General features: G+C 57.2%; 17 protein-coding genes and 1 riboswitch. Of the genes, 9 read left to right on the top strand and 8 right to left on the bottom strand.

The window, feature by feature from the left end:
• Position 1: 1 nt before the first annotated feature.
• The 6 genes from ftsL to ilvI form a co-directional block, all read right to left on the bottom strand.
• A complete protein-coding gene (gene ftsL, locus PGH32_RS18650) occupies positions 2 to 322 on the bottom strand; it encodes a cell division protein FtsL (protein WP_314421335.1) in 321 nt (106 codons plus the stop codon).
• Positions 319 to 1,260 carry a 16S rRNA (cytosine(1402)-N(4))-methyltransferase RsmH gene (gene rsmH / locus PGH32_RS18645; RefSeq protein ID WP_337894803.1) on the bottom strand — a complete coding sequence of 314 codons (942 nt, stop codon included), beginning with the start codon at positions 1,258 to 1,260 and terminating at the stop codon, positions 319 to 321. The genes ftsL and rsmH overlap by 4 nt, the downstream gene beginning before the upstream one ends.
• A gap of 2 nt (positions 1,261 to 1,262) precedes the next feature.
• Positions 1,263 to 1,721 carry a division/cell wall cluster transcriptional repressor MraZ gene (gene mraZ / locus PGH32_RS18640; RefSeq protein ID WP_314421343.1) on the bottom strand — a complete coding sequence of 153 codons (459 nt, stop codon included), beginning with the start codon at positions 1,719 to 1,721 and terminating at the stop codon, positions 1,263 to 1,265.
• Positions 1,722 to 2,284: 563 nt separating this feature from the next.
• Entirely contained in the window at positions 2,285 to 3,295 is a 1,011-nt protein-coding gene (gene cra, locus PGH32_RS18635) for a catabolite repressor/activator (protein WP_314421344.1), read from the bottom strand.
• 197 nt (positions 3,296 to 3,492) lie between these two features.
• Positions 3,493 to 3,984, bottom strand: coding sequence for an acetolactate synthase small subunit (gene ilvN / locus PGH32_RS18630; RefSeq protein WP_123337260.1), 492 nt, complete (start codon positions 3,982 to 3,984; stop codon positions 3,493 to 3,495).
• A gap of 2 nt (positions 3,985 to 3,986) precedes the next feature.
• A complete protein-coding gene (gene ilvI, locus PGH32_RS18625) occupies positions 3,987 to 5,711 on the bottom strand; it encodes an acetolactate synthase 3 large subunit (protein WP_314421350.1) in 1,725 nt (574 codons plus the stop codon).
• A 709-nt stretch (positions 5,712 to 6,420) separates the two neighbouring features.
• Here ilvI and leuL point away from each other — a divergent pair.
• The 5 genes from leuL (at position 6,421) to leuD (ending at position 11,288) form a co-directional block, all read left to right on the top strand.
• Positions 6,421 to 6,519 (top strand): leu operon leader peptide, encoded by a 99-nt coding sequence (gene leuL, locus PGH32_RS24735; protein WP_443112805.1) that lies wholly within the window; start codon positions 6,421 to 6,423, stop codon positions 6,517 to 6,519.
• Between the two features lie 94 nt (positions 6,520 to 6,613).
• Positions 6,614 to 8,182, top strand: a complete 1,569-nt coding sequence (gene leuA / locus PGH32_RS18620; RefSeq protein ID WP_105595339.1) for a 2-isopropylmalate synthase — start codon at positions 6,614 to 6,616, stop codon at positions 8,180 to 8,182.
• Positions 8,183 to 8,184: 2 nt separating this feature from the next.
• Positions 8,185 to 9,273 carry a 3-isopropylmalate dehydrogenase gene (gene leuB, locus PGH32_RS18615; RefSeq protein ID WP_337894802.1) on the top strand — a complete coding sequence of 363 codons (1,089 nt, stop codon included), beginning with the start codon at positions 8,185 to 8,187 and terminating at the stop codon, positions 9,271 to 9,273.
• Positions 9,273 to 10,673 carry a 3-isopropylmalate dehydratase large subunit gene (leuC, locus tag PGH32_RS18610; RefSeq protein WP_337894874.1) on the top strand — a complete coding sequence of 467 codons (1,401 nt, stop codon included), beginning with the start codon at positions 9,273 to 9,275 and terminating at the stop codon, positions 10,671 to 10,673. The genes leuB and leuC overlap by 1 nt, the downstream gene beginning before the upstream one ends.
• A 9-nt stretch (positions 10,674 to 10,682) precedes the next feature.
• Complete coding sequence (gene leuD, locus PGH32_RS18605) at positions 10,683 to 11,288, top strand: 3-isopropylmalate dehydratase small subunit (protein WP_337894801.1); 606 nt, start codon at positions 10,683 to 10,685, stop codon at positions 11,286 to 11,288.
• 811 nt (positions 11,289 to 12,099) lie between these two features.
• Here the strand turns inward: leuD and PGH32_RS18600 are convergent.
• A complete protein-coding gene (locus PGH32_RS18600; protein WP_337894800.1) occupies positions 12,100 to 13,284 on the bottom strand; it encodes an MFS transporter in 1,185 nt (394 codons plus the stop codon).
• A gap of 251 nt (positions 13,285 to 13,535) precedes the next feature.
• Here PGH32_RS18600 and sgrR point away from each other — a divergent pair, with 251 nt between their 5' ends.
• The 4 genes from sgrR (at position 13,536) to thiQ (ending at position 18,650) form a co-directional block, all read left to right on the top strand.
• Positions 13,536 to 15,200, top strand: coding sequence for an HTH-type transcriptional regulator SgrR (gene sgrR, locus PGH32_RS18595; RefSeq protein ID WP_314421372.1), 1,665 nt, complete (start codon positions 13,536 to 13,538; stop codon positions 15,198 to 15,200).
• A gap of 36 nt (positions 15,201 to 15,236) precedes the next feature.
• Positions 15,237 to 15,354, top strand: a riboswitch (TPP riboswitch).
• A 38-nt stretch (positions 15,355 to 15,392) separates the two neighbouring features.
• A complete protein-coding gene (gene thiB, locus PGH32_RS18590) occupies positions 15,393 to 16,379 on the top strand; it encodes a thiamine ABC transporter substrate binding subunit (RefSeq protein WP_337894799.1) in 987 nt (328 codons plus the stop codon).
• On the top strand, positions 16,355 to 17,965 hold the full coding sequence (thiP, locus tag PGH32_RS18585; protein ID WP_314421376.1) for a thiamine/thiamine pyrophosphate ABC transporter permease ThiP: 1,611 nt from the start codon (positions 16,355 to 16,357) through the stop codon (positions 17,963 to 17,965). The genes thiB and thiP overlap by 25 nt, the downstream gene beginning before the upstream one ends.
• Positions 17,949 to 18,650, top strand: coding sequence for a thiamine ABC transporter ATP-binding protein ThiQ (gene thiQ, locus PGH32_RS18580; protein ID WP_337894798.1), 702 nt, complete (start codon positions 17,949 to 17,951; stop codon positions 18,648 to 18,650). Before thiP ends, thiQ begins: the two co-directional genes overlap by 17 nt.
• Positions 18,651 to 18,662: 12 nt before the next feature.
• Here the strand turns inward: thiQ and PGH32_RS18575 are convergent, their stop codons facing one another.
• Positions 18,663 to 19,424 (bottom strand): DedA family protein, encoded by a 762-nt coding sequence (locus PGH32_RS18575; RefSeq protein WP_337894797.1) that lies wholly within the window; start codon positions 19,422 to 19,424, stop codon positions 18,663 to 18,665.
• Positions 19,425 to 19,529: the final 105 nt, after the last annotated feature.

The raw sequence follows: 19,529 nt of genomic DNA, 5'->3' as shown, positions 1-19,529 counted from the left end.
CTTATTGCTGTACCACAATGTTTTCTTGAGAAGGATCAACGTGTTGTAGTTGAAGTTTCTCTGTTGCTATCCGCTCCACACGACTGTGATCGCCCAGTGCATTTTCTTCAAGGATCAGGTTGCGCCACTCAATATCCAGCGCGTCACGTTCCAGAACCAGCTGCTCACGCTGAGCGGTCAGCAGGCGCGTTTTATGCGCCGTAGTGACCACCAGGACGGAAGAAACCAGCACTGAAACCAGCAGGATCAGCGGGATCTTGCCGTGACGTAACAGGTCACCACCGATAACGCCGGGTAAGCTGTGACGCTCGTTACCGATCATGATGCCGTTCTCTCCGCAATACGCAGTACGGAACTCCGCGCGCGTGGGTTTTCAGCGATTTCCGCGTCACCCGGCATCATTTTACCCAGCGCCTTCAGCTGGCGCCCGCCAAGGCTGCTGAGCTGCGCTTCGGTCATCGGCAGGCCGTGTGGCACCTGCGGTCCGCGGCTTTGCTCACGCATAAAGCGCTTCACGATACGGTCTTCCAGCGAGTGGAAGCTGATAATCGACAGCCGCCCACCCGGTGCCAGCGCGCTGAGCGCACCCTTAAGCGCCTGCTCGATCTCTTCCAGCTCGCTGTTAACCCAGATACGGATAGCCTGGAAACTGCGCGTCGCCGGGTGCTTGAACTTGTCTTTCACCGGCGTTGCCGCATAAATCACATCGGCCAGCTCTTTTGTCCGGGTCATCGGTTCCACGCGATTGCGTTCAACGATGGCGCGGGCGATACGCTTGGCGAAGCGTTCTTCACCGAAGGTTTTCAGCACAAACGCGATATCACTCTCGTCGGCATGCAGCAGCCATTCAGCCGCTGAGTGACCGCGCGTCGGGTCCATGCGCATATCCAGCGGCCCGTCACGCATAAACGAAAAACCGCGCTCTGCGTCATCGAGCTGCGGAGACGAAACGCCCAGATCGAGCAAGATTCCATCGATCTTACCGCTCAGGCCGCGTTCGGCCATGTATTCAGCGAGCGCCGAAAACGGCCCGTGAATAATGCTGAAGCGTGGATCGGTAATCTCAGCGGCAGCAGCAATAGCTTGCGGATCGCGGTCGATGGCATAAAGACGTCCATGCTCACCTAGCTGGGAGAGGATCAGGCGTGAGTGCCCGCCGCGCCCGAAGGTGCCATCAATATAGATGCCGTCAGATTTGATATTGAGGCCGTTAACCGCCTCATCCAACAGCACCGTGGTGTGATTAAAAGTATCCTGCATAGCTATAACGACAAATCCTGCAACCGCTCAGACAAAGGCTGCTGAGAGGTATGCTCTGCGTCTATATCTTCCTTGACTTGTTGATACCAGGTCTGTTCATCCCACAGCTCAAACTTGTTGAACTGTCCAACCAGCATCACTTCTTTAGTCAGCGCCGCGTGCTGACGAAGGGTATTCGCCAGCAGCAAACGGCCTGCACTGTCCATCTGGCATTCACTGGCATGGCCCAGCAACAGACGCTGAACGCGCCGCTCTGCCGGGATCATGCTGGATAAGCGAGACAGCTTTTGTTCAATAATTTCCCATTCGGGTAGCGTATAAAGCAGCAGGCATGGCTGGTGGAGGTCAATGGTACAAACCATTTGCCCCTGAGACTCCTCGATCAGCGTATCGCGATATCGCGTTGGTACGGCGAGCCGCCCCTTGCTGTCGAGATTAACCAACGTTGCCCCGCGGAACATGCCAGTCTGCCCCTCCAGTTACCCCAAAACACCACTTTACACCACAAATTCCCACTAAAAGAGTTTACGGAGCGAAGGAAAACATTGTCAAGCCGCAGTCATGGCAGAAAGGCATTATTTCTCAGAGGAATAAAAAGCGGGGAACTTAAAAACAAACCGCCTGGAGGGATATACCGAGAATAAACTAATGAATAGTGGCAGGAAATTTATCCGACCGTTTAAATTGCTCAAAAATATACCACTCAGGGACGAAATGAAATAAGTGCTCAGCTTTGCGACGCGGGCTGCATTTTAAGGCATTTCCGAGGGTTTTCCCAGCGCGATACGGCTGCACGGGTAGGCTGAATGCAACGCGTTCGTAGGATTATTATTATTTGCTAGCTTATATAATCAGCTGTGCAACATTTTTTAACCCGTTTACTTATATTTACTCAATACCTATAAGATGAATCTCAAATACAAGATATTTTTTGCCATCGAATGTGACAGGTTATGAGAGTAACGCAGAGTAAATGCAGGGATATGTAAAAGGCAGCCTGAGCTGCCTTATCCAATCTGAATAGTTAGAGAGTTTTACGATTTAAGCGCCCACGCCGGTAAAGATTGCGGCGAATACGCGTCAGGCCGGGTTTCGGTTTGCGCGGCTCATCAAGGCTGGCTAATACCAGTTCCAGAACCCGCTCAGCGACATCCCGATGCCGCTGACCCACGGCCAGTACCGGGCATTCCAGGAAATCGAGCAGTTCATGATCGCCAAAGGTCGCTATTGCCAGATCTTTCGGCAGCCGCCCTTCCGATTTCAGCGTTACATCCATCACCCCCTGAAGCAGGCCAAAGGACGTGGTAAACAGCGCCTCCGGCATGTCGTGCGTTTCGAGGTACTTTTCAAACAGCGCCGCGGCAGCATGGCGCTCAAAGCTGTTGGCATACACATAGTCGATCTGCCGTTCGTCACCCTTCCACGCATCGCGGAAGCCCAGCTCGCGCAGGAAGCTGACCGACAGCTCCGGCAGCGCGCCGAGGAACAGCACCGATTTAACCGGCAGCTTGCGCAGTTCCGCCGCCAGTGCCTCGGCATCGTCCTGGTCTGCCCCAACCACGCTGGTAAAGTGCTCACGATCGAGCGCGCGGTCCAGCGCGATAATCGGCAGCGGATCGTTAATCCAGCGCTGGTAGAACGGATGCTCAGGCGGCAGCGAGGTGGACACAATAATTGCATCGACCTGCCGCTGAAGCAGGTGCTCCACGCAGCGCATTTCGTTATCTGGCTGGTCTTCCGAGCAGGCGATCAGCAGCTGGTAGCCGCGCTGACGCGCCTGGCGTTCCAGGTAGTTCGCTATTCGGGTATAGCTGGTATTCTCCAGATCGGGAATAACCAGTCCTATTGATCGGGTTCGGCCGGCACGAAGCCCTGCCGCCACCGCGTTCGGATGGTAATTATGCTCACGCACCACCGCCATCACCTTCTCGACGGTTTTATCGCTGACACGATACTGCTTTGCTTTGCCGTTGATGACATAGCTTGCTGTCGTGCGTGATACACCGGCCAGGCGGGCAATTTCATCCAGTTTCACAATAACCCCACACTTCTGTCGCGTATCTGCGGCCAATAGCCACAGTACATCTATGGATAAGTCGTTTATAACATCTAACCGCAGAATAGTTTAGCGGGCAACAGCTTTTCATCAGCGGCGGGGGCATTTGAGCAAAAAATAAAAAAACCCGGCATTACGCCGGGTTAGCAGACTGTCTGTAAAATCGTCAGGGACAATTAGCGCATGATGCGCTCGCCGCGTGCCACGCCGACGATGCCTGAACGCGCAACTTCAACAATTTCCGCAACTTCGCGCACGGTGCTGAGGAAGGCGTCAAGCTTATCGCTGGTACCAGCAAGCTGAACCGTGTAAAGCGAAGGCGTCACATCCACGATTTGACCACGGAAAATTTCCGCACTGCGTTTGACCTCTTCACGACCGTAACCGGTCGCCTGGATTTTCACCAGCATGATCTCGCGTTCAACAAATGCACCCTGGCCCAGTTCGCTGACGCGAAGCACATCCACCAGCTTGTGGAGCTGCTTCTCAATCTGCTCCAGCACTTTCTGGTCGCCGACGGTTTGAATGGTCATTCGCGACAGAGTGGGGTCGTCGGTAGGCGCAACCGTCAGACTTTCAATGTTGTAGCCACGCTGAGAGAACAGTCCTACCACGCGGGACAATGCGCCGGATTCGTTTTCCAGCAGAACCGATAATACACGACGCATAATTAAGTCCTCTCCGTTTTGCTCAGCCACATTTCATCCATAGCGCCACCGCGAATATGCATCGGGTAGACGTGTTCGGTACCATCCACATTCACATCCACAAACACCAGACGCTCATTGCGAACCTGCTCCAGCGCCTCGGCCAGTTTCGACTCCAGCTCTTCCGGACGATCGATAGAGATGCCCACATGGCCATAGGCTTCTGCCAGACGAACGAAATCAGGCAGCGATTCCATGTAGGACTGTGAGTGGCGGCCAGAATAGATCATATCCTGCCACTGCTTCACCATGCCCAGGAAGCGGTTGTTGAGGTTCAGCACCAGCACCGGGATGCCGTACTGCAACGCGGTAGACAGCTCCTGGATATTCATCTGAATACTGCCGTCACCGGTCACACACACCACGGTTTCCTGCGGCAGCGCCAGCTTCACGCCCAGCGCGGCAGGCAGGCCGAAGCCCATCGTGCCCAGGCCACCCGAGTTGATCCAGCGGCGTGGTTTGTCGAACTGATAGTAAAGCGCGGCAAACATCTGGTGCTGGCCCACGTCGGAAGTGACGTAAGCATCGCCTTTGGTCAGGCGGCAGATAGTTTCGATAACCGCCTGCGGTTTTATTTTATCGCTGGTGCGATCGAACTCCAGGCAATGACGCGCGCGCCACTGTTCAATACGCTGCCACCAGTCGCGCAGGCTGTCATAATTCTGCTGCGCGTCGCTTTGCGCCAGCAGCTCCAGCATCTGCTGTAAAACCAGCTTCGCATCGCCCACGATCGGCACGTCCGCCGATACGGTTTTGGAAATAGAGGTCGGGTCGATATCAATATGCAGCACGGTGGCATTCGGGCAGTATTTCGCCAGATTGTTGGTTGTGCGGTCATCAAAGCGCACGCCGACGGCAAAAATAACGTCGGAGTGGTGCATAGTCATGTTGGCTTCATAGGTGCCGTGCATACCCAGCATGCCCACACACTGGCGATGCGTTCCCGGGAAGGCACCCAAGCCCATCAGCGATGTGGTGACCGGCACGTTGAGTTTCTCCGCCAGCTGGCGCAGCTCTTCATGACAGGCGGCGTTAATCACGCCACCGCCGGCATAGATCACCGGCTGCTTCGCCGCTAACAGCGTTTGCAGCGCACGTTTAATCTGCCCTTTATGACCCTGAGTGGTCGGGTTATAAGAACGCATGCTGACTTCTTCCGGCCAGACATAAGGCAGTTTATTCGCCGGGTTCATCATATCTTTCGGCAGATCGACCACTACCGGGCCGGGACGACCGCTCGCCGCCAGCCAGAAGGCTTTCTTCATGATGGTCGGGATATCTTCCACGCTCTTCACCATAAAGCTGTGCTTCACCACCGGGCGGGAAATCCCCACCATGTCGCACTCCTGGAAGGCATCGTAGCCAATCAGCGAGGACATCACCTGGCCGGAAAGCACGACCATTGGAATTGAATCCATATAGGCCGTGGCAATACCGGTAATCGCATTGGTTGCACCGGGGCCGGAGGTCACCAGCACCACACCGACATCGCCGGTTGCGCGTGCATAACCATCCGCCATATGCACTGCGCCCTGCTCGTGGCGGACCAGAATATGGTCGACACCACCAACGGTTTGCAGAGCGTCATAAATATCAAGGACCGCTCCACCGGGGTAGCCGAATACATGTTTTACGCCCTGATCGATTAACGATCGGACCACCATCTCGGCTCCTGACAACATCTCCATCTTTGCCTCCAGGCTTTCAAGGTACAGAGTTATCCAGCAGGTAAGCTCTCTGCCGGATAGGTTCAACACCCGTGTTTTATGCTTAGAAATTGGAAGTCATTTCCAAAATCCAGGTACAGGGCAGAGCCCCGGTCATTTTTTTGGTTTGAGGTTATGCCGATTACCATAACCGTAGAAAACCTGGCAGGCAAACGGCAAACCACACACAGGGTGCGGAAAGGGATGATTAAGGCTCTGCCCCCCGGCCTCTGCTATCGACAATAACACTGAACTTAAAGCGTTATAAAAGCGGAATGTACTGAGCTTTAGTTAATTATCAGCGCGATCGTTTTGTTATCAAAACGGAGCAGGATAAAAAAAACGGAGGGCCGCACTGACTGTTCGTTTTTTTTAGTTATATCTACTAAGTTTTAAACTAAAGGTAATATTTTAATCCAAAAAACCCGAAACCATCACGGCGGAGCAGCACCCAGTTAAAACAATAAAAACCTATATATATCAATACATTGTAAATAGAAATAACGCCCTGAACCATCGATAAGTCCGTCATATCACGATCGAAAATGTTCTTCAGCTACCTATTCTTCTGACACGCCGCCGACCGCCAGAATATTTTCCTAAAGGCATCGTGCTCCCCACGTTAATAACCCCATAGTGAAAGTTGACAGCCCGCCCCGTTATCAGGTATCAATAATGTCACTTTGAATTTATGAGGTCTGGGTCAATGATTCGTTCCATCCGCCTACTCGGTCTACTACTAAACGCATCTTCGTTGCGCGGTAGACGAGTGGGCGGAATCAATCACTGATTCAGGCCTGCAAGACCTAAGAAACCCGCGCCAATGCGCGGGTTTTTTTATGCTCGCGGCCAGGCCCGACGTAATCACGACAAGGAATTAACCCATGAGCCAACAAGTCATTATTTTCGATACCACTCTGCGCGATGGTGAGCAGGCATTACAGGCCAGCCTGAGTGTGAAAGAAAAACTGCAAATTGCCCTGGCACTGGAGCGTATGGGCGTGGATGTGATGGAGGTCGGCTTCCCGGTGTCTTCTCCCGGTGATTTTGAATCCGTGCAGACCATTGCCCGTCAGATTAAAAACAGCCGCGTTTGCGGTCTGGCACGCTGTGTGGAAAAAGATATCGACGCAGCTTACGAAGCGCTGCGCGTGGCCGAGGCCTACCGTATTCATACCTTCCTGGCGACATCGCCCATGCACATTGCCACCAAGCTGCGCAGTACGCTGCCGGAAGTGATTGAGCGCGCGGTGAAGATGGTGAAGCGGGCACGTAATTACACCGATGACGTGGAGTTCTCCTGCGAGGACGGCGGTCGTACCCCGATTGACGACCTGTGCCGCGTGGTGGAAGCCGCAATTAACGCGGGTGCCACCACCATCAACATTCCAGATACCGTTGGCTACACCCTGCCCTACGAATACGCCAACATCTTCACCCAGCTGCGCGAACGCGTGCCGAACATCGACAAAGCCATTCTGTCCGTACATACCCACGACGATCTGGGAATGGCCGTTGGCAACGCGCTGGCCGCCGTCAATGCCGGTGCACGCCAGATTGAAGGCGCGATGAACGGTCTGGGCGAGCGTGCCGGTAACTGTGCGCTGGAAGAAACCATTATGGCGATTAAAACCCGCGGTCAGTTGATGAACGTGCATACCCGCATCAACCACCAGGAAATCTATCGCACCTGCCAGACCGTCAGCCAGATTTGCAACATGCCCATCCCGGCGCATAAAGCGGTAATTGGTTCCAATGCCTTCGCCCACTCCTCCGGTATCCACCAGGATGGCGTGCTGAAGAACCGTGAAAACTACGAAATCCTGACCCCGGAATCCATTGGTCTGAAGCAGGTGCAGTTGAACCTGACCTCCCGCTCCGGCCGCGCAGCCGTCAAGCACCGCATGGAAGAGATGGGCTACAGCGAATCCGATTATAATCTGGATACGCTGTACGAAGATTTCAAAGCGCTGGCCGATAAAAAAGGCCAGGTCTTCGATTACGATCTGGAAGCGATGGCGTTTATCAACAAACAGTCGGAAGAGCCGGAGTTCTTCTCGCTGGATACCTTTAACGTGCAGTCCGGCTCCAGCGTAATCGCCACCGCCACCGTGCAGCTGCTGTGCGGCGAAGAGCAGAAAACCGAAGCGGCAACCGGCAACGGCCCGGTTGATGCGGTATACCAGGCCATCAACCGCATTACCGATTTTGACGCCGAGCTGATCAACTATCAGCTGACCGCCAAAGGCCACGGTAAAGACGCGCTGGGCCAGGTGGACATCGTGGTGAAATATAATGGACGCAAATTCCACGGCGTCGGTCTGGCGACCGATATCGTCGAATCTTCCGCTAAAGCCATGGTACATGCGCTGAACAACATCTGGCGCGCCCGCCAGGTCGAGCAGGAACTGCAACGTAAGTCGACTCAACAGGATCAAAAGGAAACCGTGTAATCATGTCCAGAACCTATCATCTCGCTGTATTACCCGGTGACGGCATCGGACCCGAAGTCATGGCGCAGGCCGGCAAAGTGCTGGAAAGCATTCGCCAGCGCTTCAGCCTGCGTATCACCACCAGCGAATATGACGTTGGCGGTGTGGCCATCGATCGCCACGGCGTGCCGTTGCCGGAAGCCACGGTAAAAGGCTGTGAGCAGGCGGATGCGATCCTGTTTGGTTCCGTGGGTGGCCCGAAGTGGGAACATCTGCCACCGGCAGAGCAGCCGGAGCGCGGTGCGCTGCTGCCGCTGCGTAAGCACTTCAAACTGTTCAGCAACCTGCGCCCTGCCAGCCTGTATCAGGGCCTGGAAGAGTTCTGCCCGCTGCGCCGCGACATTGCCGACAAAGGCTTTGATATCCTGGTGGTGCGTGAACTGACCGGCGGGATCTACTTCGGACAGCCTAAAGGCCGTGAAGGCAGCGGCATGCACGAACGTGCATTCGACACCGAGGTGTATCACCGTTTTGAGATCGAACGCATTGCGCGTATCGCCTTCGAATCCGCGCGCAAGCGCCGCAAGAAAGTGACCTCAATCGATAAAGCTAACGTGCTGCAGTCCTCAATCCTCTGGCGTCAGATCGTGACCGAAGTCGCGCAGGACTATCCGGACGTTGAGCTGAGCCATATGTATATCGACAACGCCACCATGCAGCTGATCAAAGCGCCGTCGCAGTTCGACGTGATGCTGTGTTCCAACCTGTTTGGCGACATTCTTTCCGATGAGTGCGCAATGATCACCGGCTCAATGGGCATGCTGCCGTCAGCCAGCCTGAACGAACAGGGCTTCGGCCTGTTTGAACCGGCGGGCGGTTCAGCACCGGATATCGCCGGTAAAAATATCGCTAACCCAATCGCGCAAATCCTGTCGCTGGCGCTGCTGTTGCGCTACAGCCTGGACGCGGGCAACGCCGCCGATGCCATTGAGCAGGCTATCAGCCGGGCGCTGGAAGAAGGTTATCGCACCGGTGACTTAGCCGGCAACGGCAAGGCTATCGGCACCGATGAAATGGGCGACATCATTGCCCGGTTTATTCGCGAAGCATAATTATGAAAACACTGTACGAGAAGCTGTTTGATGCGCATGTCGTGCACGAAGCACCCAACGAAACACCGCTGATCTACATCGATCGTCACCTCGTTCATGAGGTGACATCAGCCCAGGCCTTTGACGGACTGCGCGCGCACGGACGTCCGGTGCGCCAGCCGTCAAAAACCTTCGCCACGATGGATCACAACGTTTCAACCCAGAGCCGGGACATCAACGCCAGCGGTGAGATGGCGCGTATTCAGATGTCGATGCTGATCAAAAACTGTGAAGCCTTTGGCGTACAGCTTTTCGATCTCAGCCATCAGTTCCAGGGCATCGTTCACGTTATGGGGCCGGAACAGGGTCTGTCGCTGCCCGGCATGACTATTGTCTGCGGTGATTCCCACACCTCTACCCACGGTGCGCTGGGTGCGCTGGCGTTTGGTATCGGCACGTCCGAAGTTGAACACGTGCTGGCAACGCAGACGCTGAAGCAGGCACGGGCAAAAACCATGAAGGTGGAAGTCCGCGGAAAAACGGCACCCGGGATCACCGCCAAAGATATCGCGCTGGCGATTATCGGTAAAACCGGTAGCGGCGGCGGGAACGGTCACGTGGTGGAATTTTGCGGTGAGGCGGTAGCGGCACTGAGCATGGAAGGCCGCATGACCCTGTGCAATATGGCTATCGAACTGGGTGCGAAAGCCGGTCTGGTTGCGCCGGATGACACCACCTTTAACTATGTTAAAGGCCGCCGTTTTGCACCAAAAGATGACCAGTGGCAGCAGGCGGTGGATTACTGGCGCACGCTGAAGTCCGATGACGGCGCGCACTTTGATAAAGTGGTCACGCTGGAAGCGGGAGAAATCGCACCGCAGGTTACCTGGGGAACCAACCCCGGCCAGGTGATTGCCGTCAGCGATCCGATCCCCGACCCGGTTTCATTCAGCGATCCGGTGGAGCGCGCCTCCGCCGAGAAAGCCCTGGCCTATATGGATCTGAAACCCGGTATTCGCCTGACTGATGTGCGCATTGATAAAGTCTTTATCGGCTCCTGCACCAACTCCCGCATTGAGGATCTGCGCGCGGCGGCGGCGGTAGTGAAAGGCCATAAAATTGCCGAGGGCGTGCAGGGTTACGTGGTTCCGGGATCCGGTCCGGTGAAAGCGCAGGCCGAAGCCGAAGGGCTGGATAAGATCTTTATTGATGCCGGTTTTGAGTGGCGTTTACCCGGCTGCTCAATGTGTCTGGCCATGAACAACGATCGTTTAAGCCCCGGCGAACGCTGCGCGTCCACCAGCAACCGTAATTTTGAAGGCCGTCAGGGCCGCGGCGGGCGCACGCATCTGGTCAGCCCGGCGATGGCGGCGGCGGCGGCGGTGGCCGGGCATTTTGCTGATATCCGCGAGCTGGCGTAAGGAGCTTTTATGGCGAAGAAATTTATTCAACATACCGGCGTAGTACTGCCGATGGACCTGGCCAACGTCGATACCGATGCGATTATCCCCAAGCAGTTCCTGCAGATGGTGACCCGTACCGGTTTTGGCCGCAACCTGTTCTTCGACTGGCGCTACAGCGATGCAGAAGGCAAGGTCGATAACCCGGATTTCATTCTGAACAAGCCGGAGTTCAGCGGCGCCAGCATTATGCTCACCCGCGAAAACTTCGGCTGCGGTTCATCGCGCGAGCATGCGCCCTGGGCGCTGACCGATTACGGTATTCAGGCGATTGTCGGCTCTGATTTTGCCGATATTTTTGCCAACAACTCCTTTAACAACCAGCTACTGCTGGTGTCGCTGGCGGAAAGTGAAGTTGATGAGCTGTTCCGCATGGTGGCAGGCGATCCGGGGATGCAGATGACCGTCGATCTGGAGAATCAGCAGGTCCGGGCGGGCAGCAAGGCGTATCGTTTTGAGATCGACAGTTTCCGCCGTCACTGTCTGCTGAACGGTCTGGATGCGATTGGTCTGACGTTACAGCACGATGCGGCGATCGGGGCTTACGAGCAGAAGCAGCCGGTGTTTTTACGCTGATTGGCTTATCGGTGTAGGACTTAGGGTTGCTGCTTGTTGAGAGCCTGGCTTATCGGTGTGGGATTGGGTGTAGCTGCTTGTTTCGCATCTGGCTTATCGGTCTGAGATTGGGTGTAGCTGTTTGTTTCGCATCTGGCTTATCGGTGTGGGGCGGGTTCGCGGACTCGGCGTGAATACGTCCCTGTAGCCTCGACGGGCGCGTCCATGCGCCCGACGGTCTGCGAACCCGCCCCACACCGATTGCCTGCTAATCAATACGTTGCTGCAAAGGTAAAACCAGAGTCTTTCTTCACTGCCCTTCCATTCTCTGTCAGTAAAAACTGATCTGGTAGTTAAAGCAGATATTTCCCACAGCAACAGCATTGTCTGAAAGGCCGAACGTTACGGGACAGGTTAGCCGGGTGTCTGCCGCAAGGATGCGGCAGCCAAGCCTACAGGGACGTATTTACGGCGACTCGGCGATCTGCCCGTAACGGTCAGCCAGGGCATCGGGTTCACAGCAAAATGAACCCGTACGCTGTATTCTCAGCCCCTTTCCCCCAATACCAATCAGCTACTGGCAAGGATATAGCGTTAGCCAAAACCGACGTTTCCCGCAGCAACACCACTGCCTGAAAGGCCGACCATTACGGGACAGGTTAGCCGGGGGTCTGCCGCAGGGATGCGGCAGCCAGGCCTCCAGGGAGGATTCACGGCGACCCGGCGATCTGCCCGTAACGGTCAGCCGTGGCACTGAATGTCAGCGATCCGCCCGTAACGGTCAGCCCGGGCACCGAGTTCACAGCCAAACAAGCCTAAGCACCGAACGTTGCTATCCCGCCCGCGCTTCCCGAATTCGCCACGACAGCGCAAACGACACCAGCACCAGGGCCAGCGCCAGCATATACACCGCGTGATGGCCGAAGTTTTCCGCCACGGTCCCCTGGAATATCCCAGCCAGAATCACCCCGGTAGAAATACTGTTGGTAAACAGCGTAGTCGCCGCTCCCGGCCGCCCCGGCATCAAATCCTGGAACCAGATCATCCCAATCCCGGCGATAATGCCGATAAATACCGCGTTAAACAGCTGCAGAATCATCAGCGCCGCGCGATTCTGCAACAGCACCAGCCCAAGGTAAAACAGCGCGCCGCAGCCAACCGCCAGCAGCATCATATTGCGCTTACCGGTGCGCCTGACGTACCGCCCGGCCAGCAGCATCACCGGAATTTCCAGCCCGGCGGCGGTGCCCATCAGCAAACCCGCCAGCGAGTCCGGCAGGCCCAGCGTACTGCTAATATACAGCGGCATATCAATGACATACATACTGTTGCAGGACCACATCAGCACCGAAGCAATAAACAGCAACCGGACATCGGTGTTCTTTAAGCCGCTAACTTCCGTCACCGGCACCGCCGTGGTCGGCAGCACTCTGGGCACCGACGGCAGGGTAAACCAGATCATCGCGATGCAGACCACAAACAGCAGCGCGGCGATGCTGAACATCAGCGTGAAACCAAAGTTCAGTACCAGCGAGAAGGAGAGCGGCGGCCCGATCACCCAGGCCAGTGACATCTGCGCACGCATCACCGAGCTGAACATCACCGCCTCTCGCGCCGAACTGTCGGCATACTCGCGCGCCAGAGCAAAAATCTGCGGCATCGCCACGCTGGCTATCGCAGAAAGCAGCACGCCCAGCGTAATCAGCGTCAGGTAGTGACGATTAAATGCAAACAGGACGGCGTTCGCCACGGCAATCAGGCAGCAAAACAGAATCAGCATGCGGCGATCGCCGCGATTATCGGAACGCTTCGCCAGCAGCAGGCTGACCACAATCCCCGCCACCGCGTTCACCGTATAAAACAGCCCCACCCAAAATGGCCGCACGTCCACCTCACGGCTGAGGAACAGGCTCAGCGTCGGTGCCTGCAGCGCACCGGCAATGCCGACCATGAACGTAATCGCCATAAACGCCAGATAGACCGGATTAAAACGATGACGCGCCAACAGCGATTTCATAGCAATGCCTCACTGGCATAAAATAGGGAGAAATAATGCAAAAGCTTAGAAGAGAAACGACGAAAAAAGCCAGCGACATTTTTGCCCGCTGGCTGGTGAACAGCACCATACTCAGAAATCAGTGACCTCAGCCACGTAAAGATGGCCAAGCGCCACTCCGCAGAGTGCCTCCCGCTCTTCCATCTGTGACCATTATCGCCGTAATATACGGCAGGAAAAACTGACCGCTTTGACTACGGAGTTCCTCTTTTATGTCCTCACCGCGTTTGCAGCAGCAATTTATCCGGCTCTGGCAATACTGCGACGGCCAGCCGCAGGAAACTACCCTTAACGATCTGGCGGTGCGGCTCAGCTGCTCACGCCGCCATATGCGCAACCTGCTGAATGCAATGCAGGAGGCAGGCTGGCTGGAGTGGCAGGCGGAAGCCGGACGCGGCAAGCGGTCACGGCTCAGTTTTCTCTACACCGGGCTGGCCCTGCAGCAGCAGCGTGCGGAGGATCTGCTGGAGCAGGACCGCATTGACCAGCTGGTGCAGTTAGTCGGTGATAAAAACCGCGTGCGGCAGATGCTGCTGTCCCATCTGGGGCGCAGTTTCCGCCAGGGAAAACATATCCTGCGGGTTCTTTACTACCGGCCGCTGCTCAATTTGCTGCCGGGCACGCCGCTGCGGCGATCGGAAACCCACCTCGCCCGCCAGATATTCAGCGGCCTGGCGCGAATAAATGAGGAAAACGGGGAAGCCGAACCCGATATCGCCCACCACTGGCAGCAGCTGACTCCGCTGCACTGGCGGTTTTTCCTGCGCCCGGCGATCCGTTTTCACCACGGGCGCGAGCTGGATATGGAAGACGTTATCGCCAGTCTGCAGCGCTTAAACGATCAGCCGCTGTTCAGTCACTTCGAACGCATTGAATCCACAACGCCCTGGACGCTGGATATTCACCTGAAGCATCCGGACAGCTGGATCCCCTGGCTGCTGGCCAGCGTCAGCGCAATGATCCTGCCAAAGGAGTGGCCGTTTATGCGCAATTTCGCCCGTCAGCCGTCGGGAACCGGCCCGTATGCCGTCGAGCACAACCAGCAAAGCCAGCTGCGGATCAGCGCCTTCGACGACTATTTTGGCTATCGCGCACTGATCGACGAGGTCAATATCTGGGTGCTGCCTGAAATCAGCGATGAGCTGGTTTACTCGGGCGTGAAGCTGCAAAGCGACAACACCGATGAACATCCCCAGGAGAGCCGGCTGGAAGAAGGCTGCTATTTCCTGCTGTTTGACCAGCGTTCCGCGCTGGGCGGTAACGAAGCGGTACGCCGCTGGCTCAGTTCAATCTTCAATCCGATTACCCTGCTCAACCACAGCGGCATCGCCTATCAGCGTTACTGGTTCCCGGCCTGGGGACTGCTGCCGCGCTGGCACCATCGCCACGATATGGAGATTACCGATAAGCCCGAGGGGCTGAATTCGCTGACGATTACCTGGTACAGCGATCAGATTGAACACCAGGGGATCGCCAACGCGCTGGGGCCGATTCTGGCTGCCCACGGCGTGGAATTGATAACGCAGGAACTGGACTATGAGAGCTGGTATCAGGGTAATGCCGACAGTGATATCTGGCTGGGCAGCGCCAACTTTACGCTGCCGCTGGAGTTTTCGCTGTTCTCACTGCTGTACGAAATGCCGTTGATGCACCACTGCGTTCCCATCGACTGGCATCAGGATGCCCGGCACTGGCGGGAACAGAAGCTGCCTCTGGCCGACTGGAGCAAACGGCTGATCGACAATCATTACCTGCACCCGCTGTTCCATCACTGGCTGCAGCTGCACGGCCAGCGCAGCATGCGCGGCGTGAGAATGAACACGCTGGGCTGGTTCGATTTCAAATCCGCCTGGTTTGCGCCGCCGGACGAGTCATGAAAGCTTTCGTTAGTGGAGTGAACTCACTAGAATAGGCCGTTCTCAACGGGGTGCGGATGACCTGCTGCGCAGCAGCAGAGTGATACCGCTGAGAGAAAACCCGTCGAACCTGATCCGGCTCATACCGGCGTAGGGATTTGAGAGTGCCGTTTACTCAGATCCTTTGCGCATCTTCATTTCAAGGAACGCAAAGTGTTAAAAAAAATCTTACCTCTGCTGGTGCTGTTCTCGCTGCCCGCCGCTGCCGCGAAAGACACGCTGACCGTTTATACCTACGACTCGTTCTCCGCCGACTGGGGCCCCGGCCCGGCGGTCAAAAAAGCCTTTGAAGCGCAGTGCAACTGCGAGCTGAAGTTTGTCGCGCTGGCGGATGGCGTGTCGTTGCTGAACCGCCTGCGGATGGAAGGCAAAAACAGCCAGGCCGACGTGGTGCTGGGGCTGGACAACAATCTGCTGGATGCGGCAGAAAAAACCGGCCTGTTCGCCGCCAGCCAGGTGAATACCGACAGCAGTAACGTACCCGGCGGCTGGAAAAACAGCACCTTCGTCCCGTTTGACTATGGCTGGTTTGCCTTTGTTTATGACAAAACCCGGCTGAAAAATCCGCCGAAAAGCCTGAAAGAACTGGTCGAGAGCGACCGTCCGCTGAAAGTCATTTATGAAGATCCGCGCACCAGCACGCCGGGCCTGGGCCTGCTGCTGTGGATGCAGAAGGTGTACGGCGAACAGTCTCCGGCGGCGTGGCAGAAGCTGGCGCAAAAAACGGTAACCGTGACCAAAGGCTGGAGCGAAGCCTACGGCCTGTTCCTCAAGGGCGAAAGCGATATGGTGCTGAGCTACACCACCTCCCCTGCTTACCACCTGATTGAAGAGAAAAAAGACCAGTATGCCGCCGCCAGCTTCAGCGAAGGCCACTACCTGCAGGTGGAAGTGGCCGGGCAGCTTAAGGCCAGCAAACAGCCGAAGCTGGCGCAGGAATTTATGCAGTTCCTGCTGACCCCGGCGTTCCAGAACACCATTGCCACCGGCAACTGGATGTATCCGGCCATCAAAACCACGTTGCCTGCCGGTTTTGATACGCTCACCGTGCCGGCGACGACGCTGCAGTACAGCGCGCAGGACGTCGCCCGCCAGCGCAGCCAGTGGATCGGTAAATGGCAACGCGCCGTCAGCCGCTGATCCCCGGCTGGCTGATCCCGGGCGGTCTGACGGCTCTGCTGCTGGCCGGCGTCGCCCTGCTGGCCTTCCTGTCGCTGTGGTTTAACGCGCCACAGAGCGACTGGCGCAGCATTCTGTCAGACAGCTATCTCTGGCACGTGCTGCGCTTTTCGTTCTGGCAGGCGCTGCTCTCCGCCCTGCTGTCGGTGCTGCCTGCGATCCCGCTGGCTCGTGCGCTCTATCGCCGCCGCTTCCCCGGGCGCAGCAGCCTGCTGCGCCTGTGCGCGATGACGCTGGTGCTGCCGGTGCTGGTCGCCGTCTTTGGCATCCTCAGCGTGTATGGCCGCAGCGGCTGGCTGGCTCAGCTCTGCGCGCTGGTCGGCATTGACTACACCTTTACTCCCTATGGCCTGCAGGGCATTCTGCTGGCGCATATCTTCTTCAATCTGCCGCTGGCCAGCCGGCTGCTGCTGCAGGCGCTGCAGCAAATCCCCGGCGAGCAGCGCCAGCTCGCGGCCCAGCTCGGCCTGCGCGGCTGGATGCACTTTCGCATTGTGGAATGGCCGTGGCTTCGTCGCCAGATCCTGCCCGCCGGCGCGCTGATTTTTATGCTCTGCTTCGCCAGCTTTGCCACCGTACTGTCGCTGGGCGGCGGACCACGCGCCACCACCATCGAACTGGCGATTTTTCAGGCGCTGAGCTTTGATTACGATCCCGGCCGGGCCGCGCTTCTGGCGCTGCTGCAGATGATCTGCTGCCTGGGACTGGTGCTGCTCAGCCAGCGGCTGAACAAGGCGATGCCGGCGGGAAGCGACAGCCTCGGCGGCTGGCGAAATCCGGAGGACAGCCGCCGCGCCCAACTGCAGGACGGCCTGCTGATTGTGCTGGCGCTGCTGCTGATCCTGCCGCCGCTGCTGGCGGTCGTCGTTGACGGACTGCGCCAGGGCGTGAGCGGCGTGCTGGTTCAGCCCGCGCTCTGGCAGGCCACGTTTACCTCACTGCGCATTGCGCTGGGCGCCGGGCTGCTGAGCGTTGTGCTGACGGTAATGCTGCTGTGGAGTAGCCGGGAACTGCGCCTGCGCCTGCATCCCCGCTGGGGGCAAACGCTGGAGCTGAGCGGGATGCTGATCCTCGCCATGCCCGGCATCGTGCTGGCGACCGGGTTTTTCCTGCTGCTTAACGCCACGGTGGGCCTGCCGCAGTCGGCGGACGGTATCGTGATTTTTACCAACGCGCTGATGGCCATTCCCTACGCGATGAAGGTGCTGGAGAACCCGCTGCGCGACATCGCCGAACGCTATAACCGTCTGTGCCAGTCGCTGGGTATCCAGGGCTGGAACCGCCTGCGGCTGATTGAGCTGCGCGCGCTGAAGCGGCCGCTGGCCCAGGCGCTGGCCTTTGCCTGCGTGCTGTCGATCGGGGATTTTGGCGTGGTGGCGCTGTTCGGCAATGAAAACTTCCGCACGCTGCCGTTTTATCTTCATCAGCAGATTGGATCCTACCGCAGCAGCGAAGGTGCGGTGACCGCGCTGCTGCTGCTGCTGCTCTGCTTCCTGCTTTTTACCCTGATTGAAAAACTGCCGGGGCGCCATGTTAAGCCTGACTAACCTGACCTACCTCTACAACCATCTGCCGATGCGCTTTAGCTTCAGCGCGCAGGCGGGTGAACGGCTGGCGATCCTCGGCCCCAGCGGCGCGGGCAAAAGCACGCTGCTCAGCCTGATCGCCGGTTTCCTTCACGCCAGCAGCGGCAGCCTGCTGCTGGATGGTCAGGATCATCGTGATTCTCCCCCGGCCAGGCGTCCGGTATCGATGCTGTTTCAGGAGAACAATCTCTTTCCACATTTGACGGTGGCGCAAAACATCGGGCTTGGGCTGCATCCGGGGCTGAAGCTGAGCCACCGGCAAAAACAGGTTCTGCAGGACATAGCCCGCCGCGTCGGTCTGGAAGAACAGCTGCAGCGGCTGCCGCATCAGCTTTCCGGCGGCCAGCGCCAGCGCGCCGCCCTCGCCCGCTGCCTGGTTCGCCAGCAGCCGGTTCTGCTGCTGGATGAGCCTTTTTCCGCGCTCGACCCGGCTTTGCGTAAGGAGATGCTGGATCTGGTAAATCGGGTGTGCAGCGAGCGAAATATTACGCTGCTGATGGTGTCGCACAGTATTGAAGACGCGGCGCAGATTGCCCCCCGCAGCCTGCTGATTGTAGACGGCAGGGTTTACTGGGACGGCAGCACCGCGCAGCTACAGCAGGGCGAGGTTGATGAAGCGGCGATTCTGGGGATTCATCGCCGCTAACCCCCGGACGGGTCAAAAGAAGACCTGCCACAGCAGATGACGAAACACCGGCATCAGCGGGTGGAACTGTATAGCCGTAAAGCTGCCAATCGCCACGGCCAGCATTACCGGTGCCAGCCAGCGCAGGCGCGATACGGGCAGATACGGCGTAGCCCAGTCCTGTTGCTTTTTGGCCCGCAGCAGGCGCCAGCTCAGCCAGCAGCCCAGCCACACCACGATTGCCACCAGCAGCAGCAGCCATTTAAACAGGCCGCTGCTGGCATCTTTCGGCACGTCAATCGCCACCCCGGCGAGAATGCCCGGCAGCAGATACAGCGGCGGCCACAGCAGGCAGCCGATGATATTCGGGGGTAAAAACTTGCGCACCGGCAGTTCCAGCATGCCGGCAACCAGCGGGATCAGCGGCCGCGTGGGTCCGATAAAGCGCCCAACGATAATCGTAAACATGCTGTGCTCGTGCAGGGCATGCTCGGTTTTATCCATCAGCTTCTGGTGTCGTTTTATAAACGACCAGCGATGCAGCGGCCCCTTAAACTGCCAGCCGATCAAGTACGAGATCCAGTCCCCCAGCAGGCAGCCAATAATCCCGGCCAGCCAGGCGGGATACAGCGCCACCTGACCGCTGCCAATCAGCGCACCAAAGGAAGCCATCAACACGGTGCCGGGAAGCAGCAGCCCCACCAGCGCCAGGGATTCTAAAAAAGTCACCAGACCCACGGCCAGCAGCGACCATGCCAGCGATTGAGTAATGATGTGTTGCAGCCAGGCTTCCATAATGTTCCAAAACGATTTTCAGGACCTCGGATTGTCCTGAGAGAGTTAAAAAGCGTCAAGGCCAGATTTGTATAAGAATGCATAGCGGCGAGAGATTAAGCGCCC

This window comes from Erwinia sp. SLM-02, assembly GCF_037450285.1.
Lineage (GTDB): Bacteria > Pseudomonadota > Gammaproteobacteria > Enterobacterales > Enterobacteriaceae > Erwinia.
The sequence above is the reverse complement of the archived record's forward strand: the minus strand, read 5'-3'. Positions and strand labels throughout refer to the sequence as shown.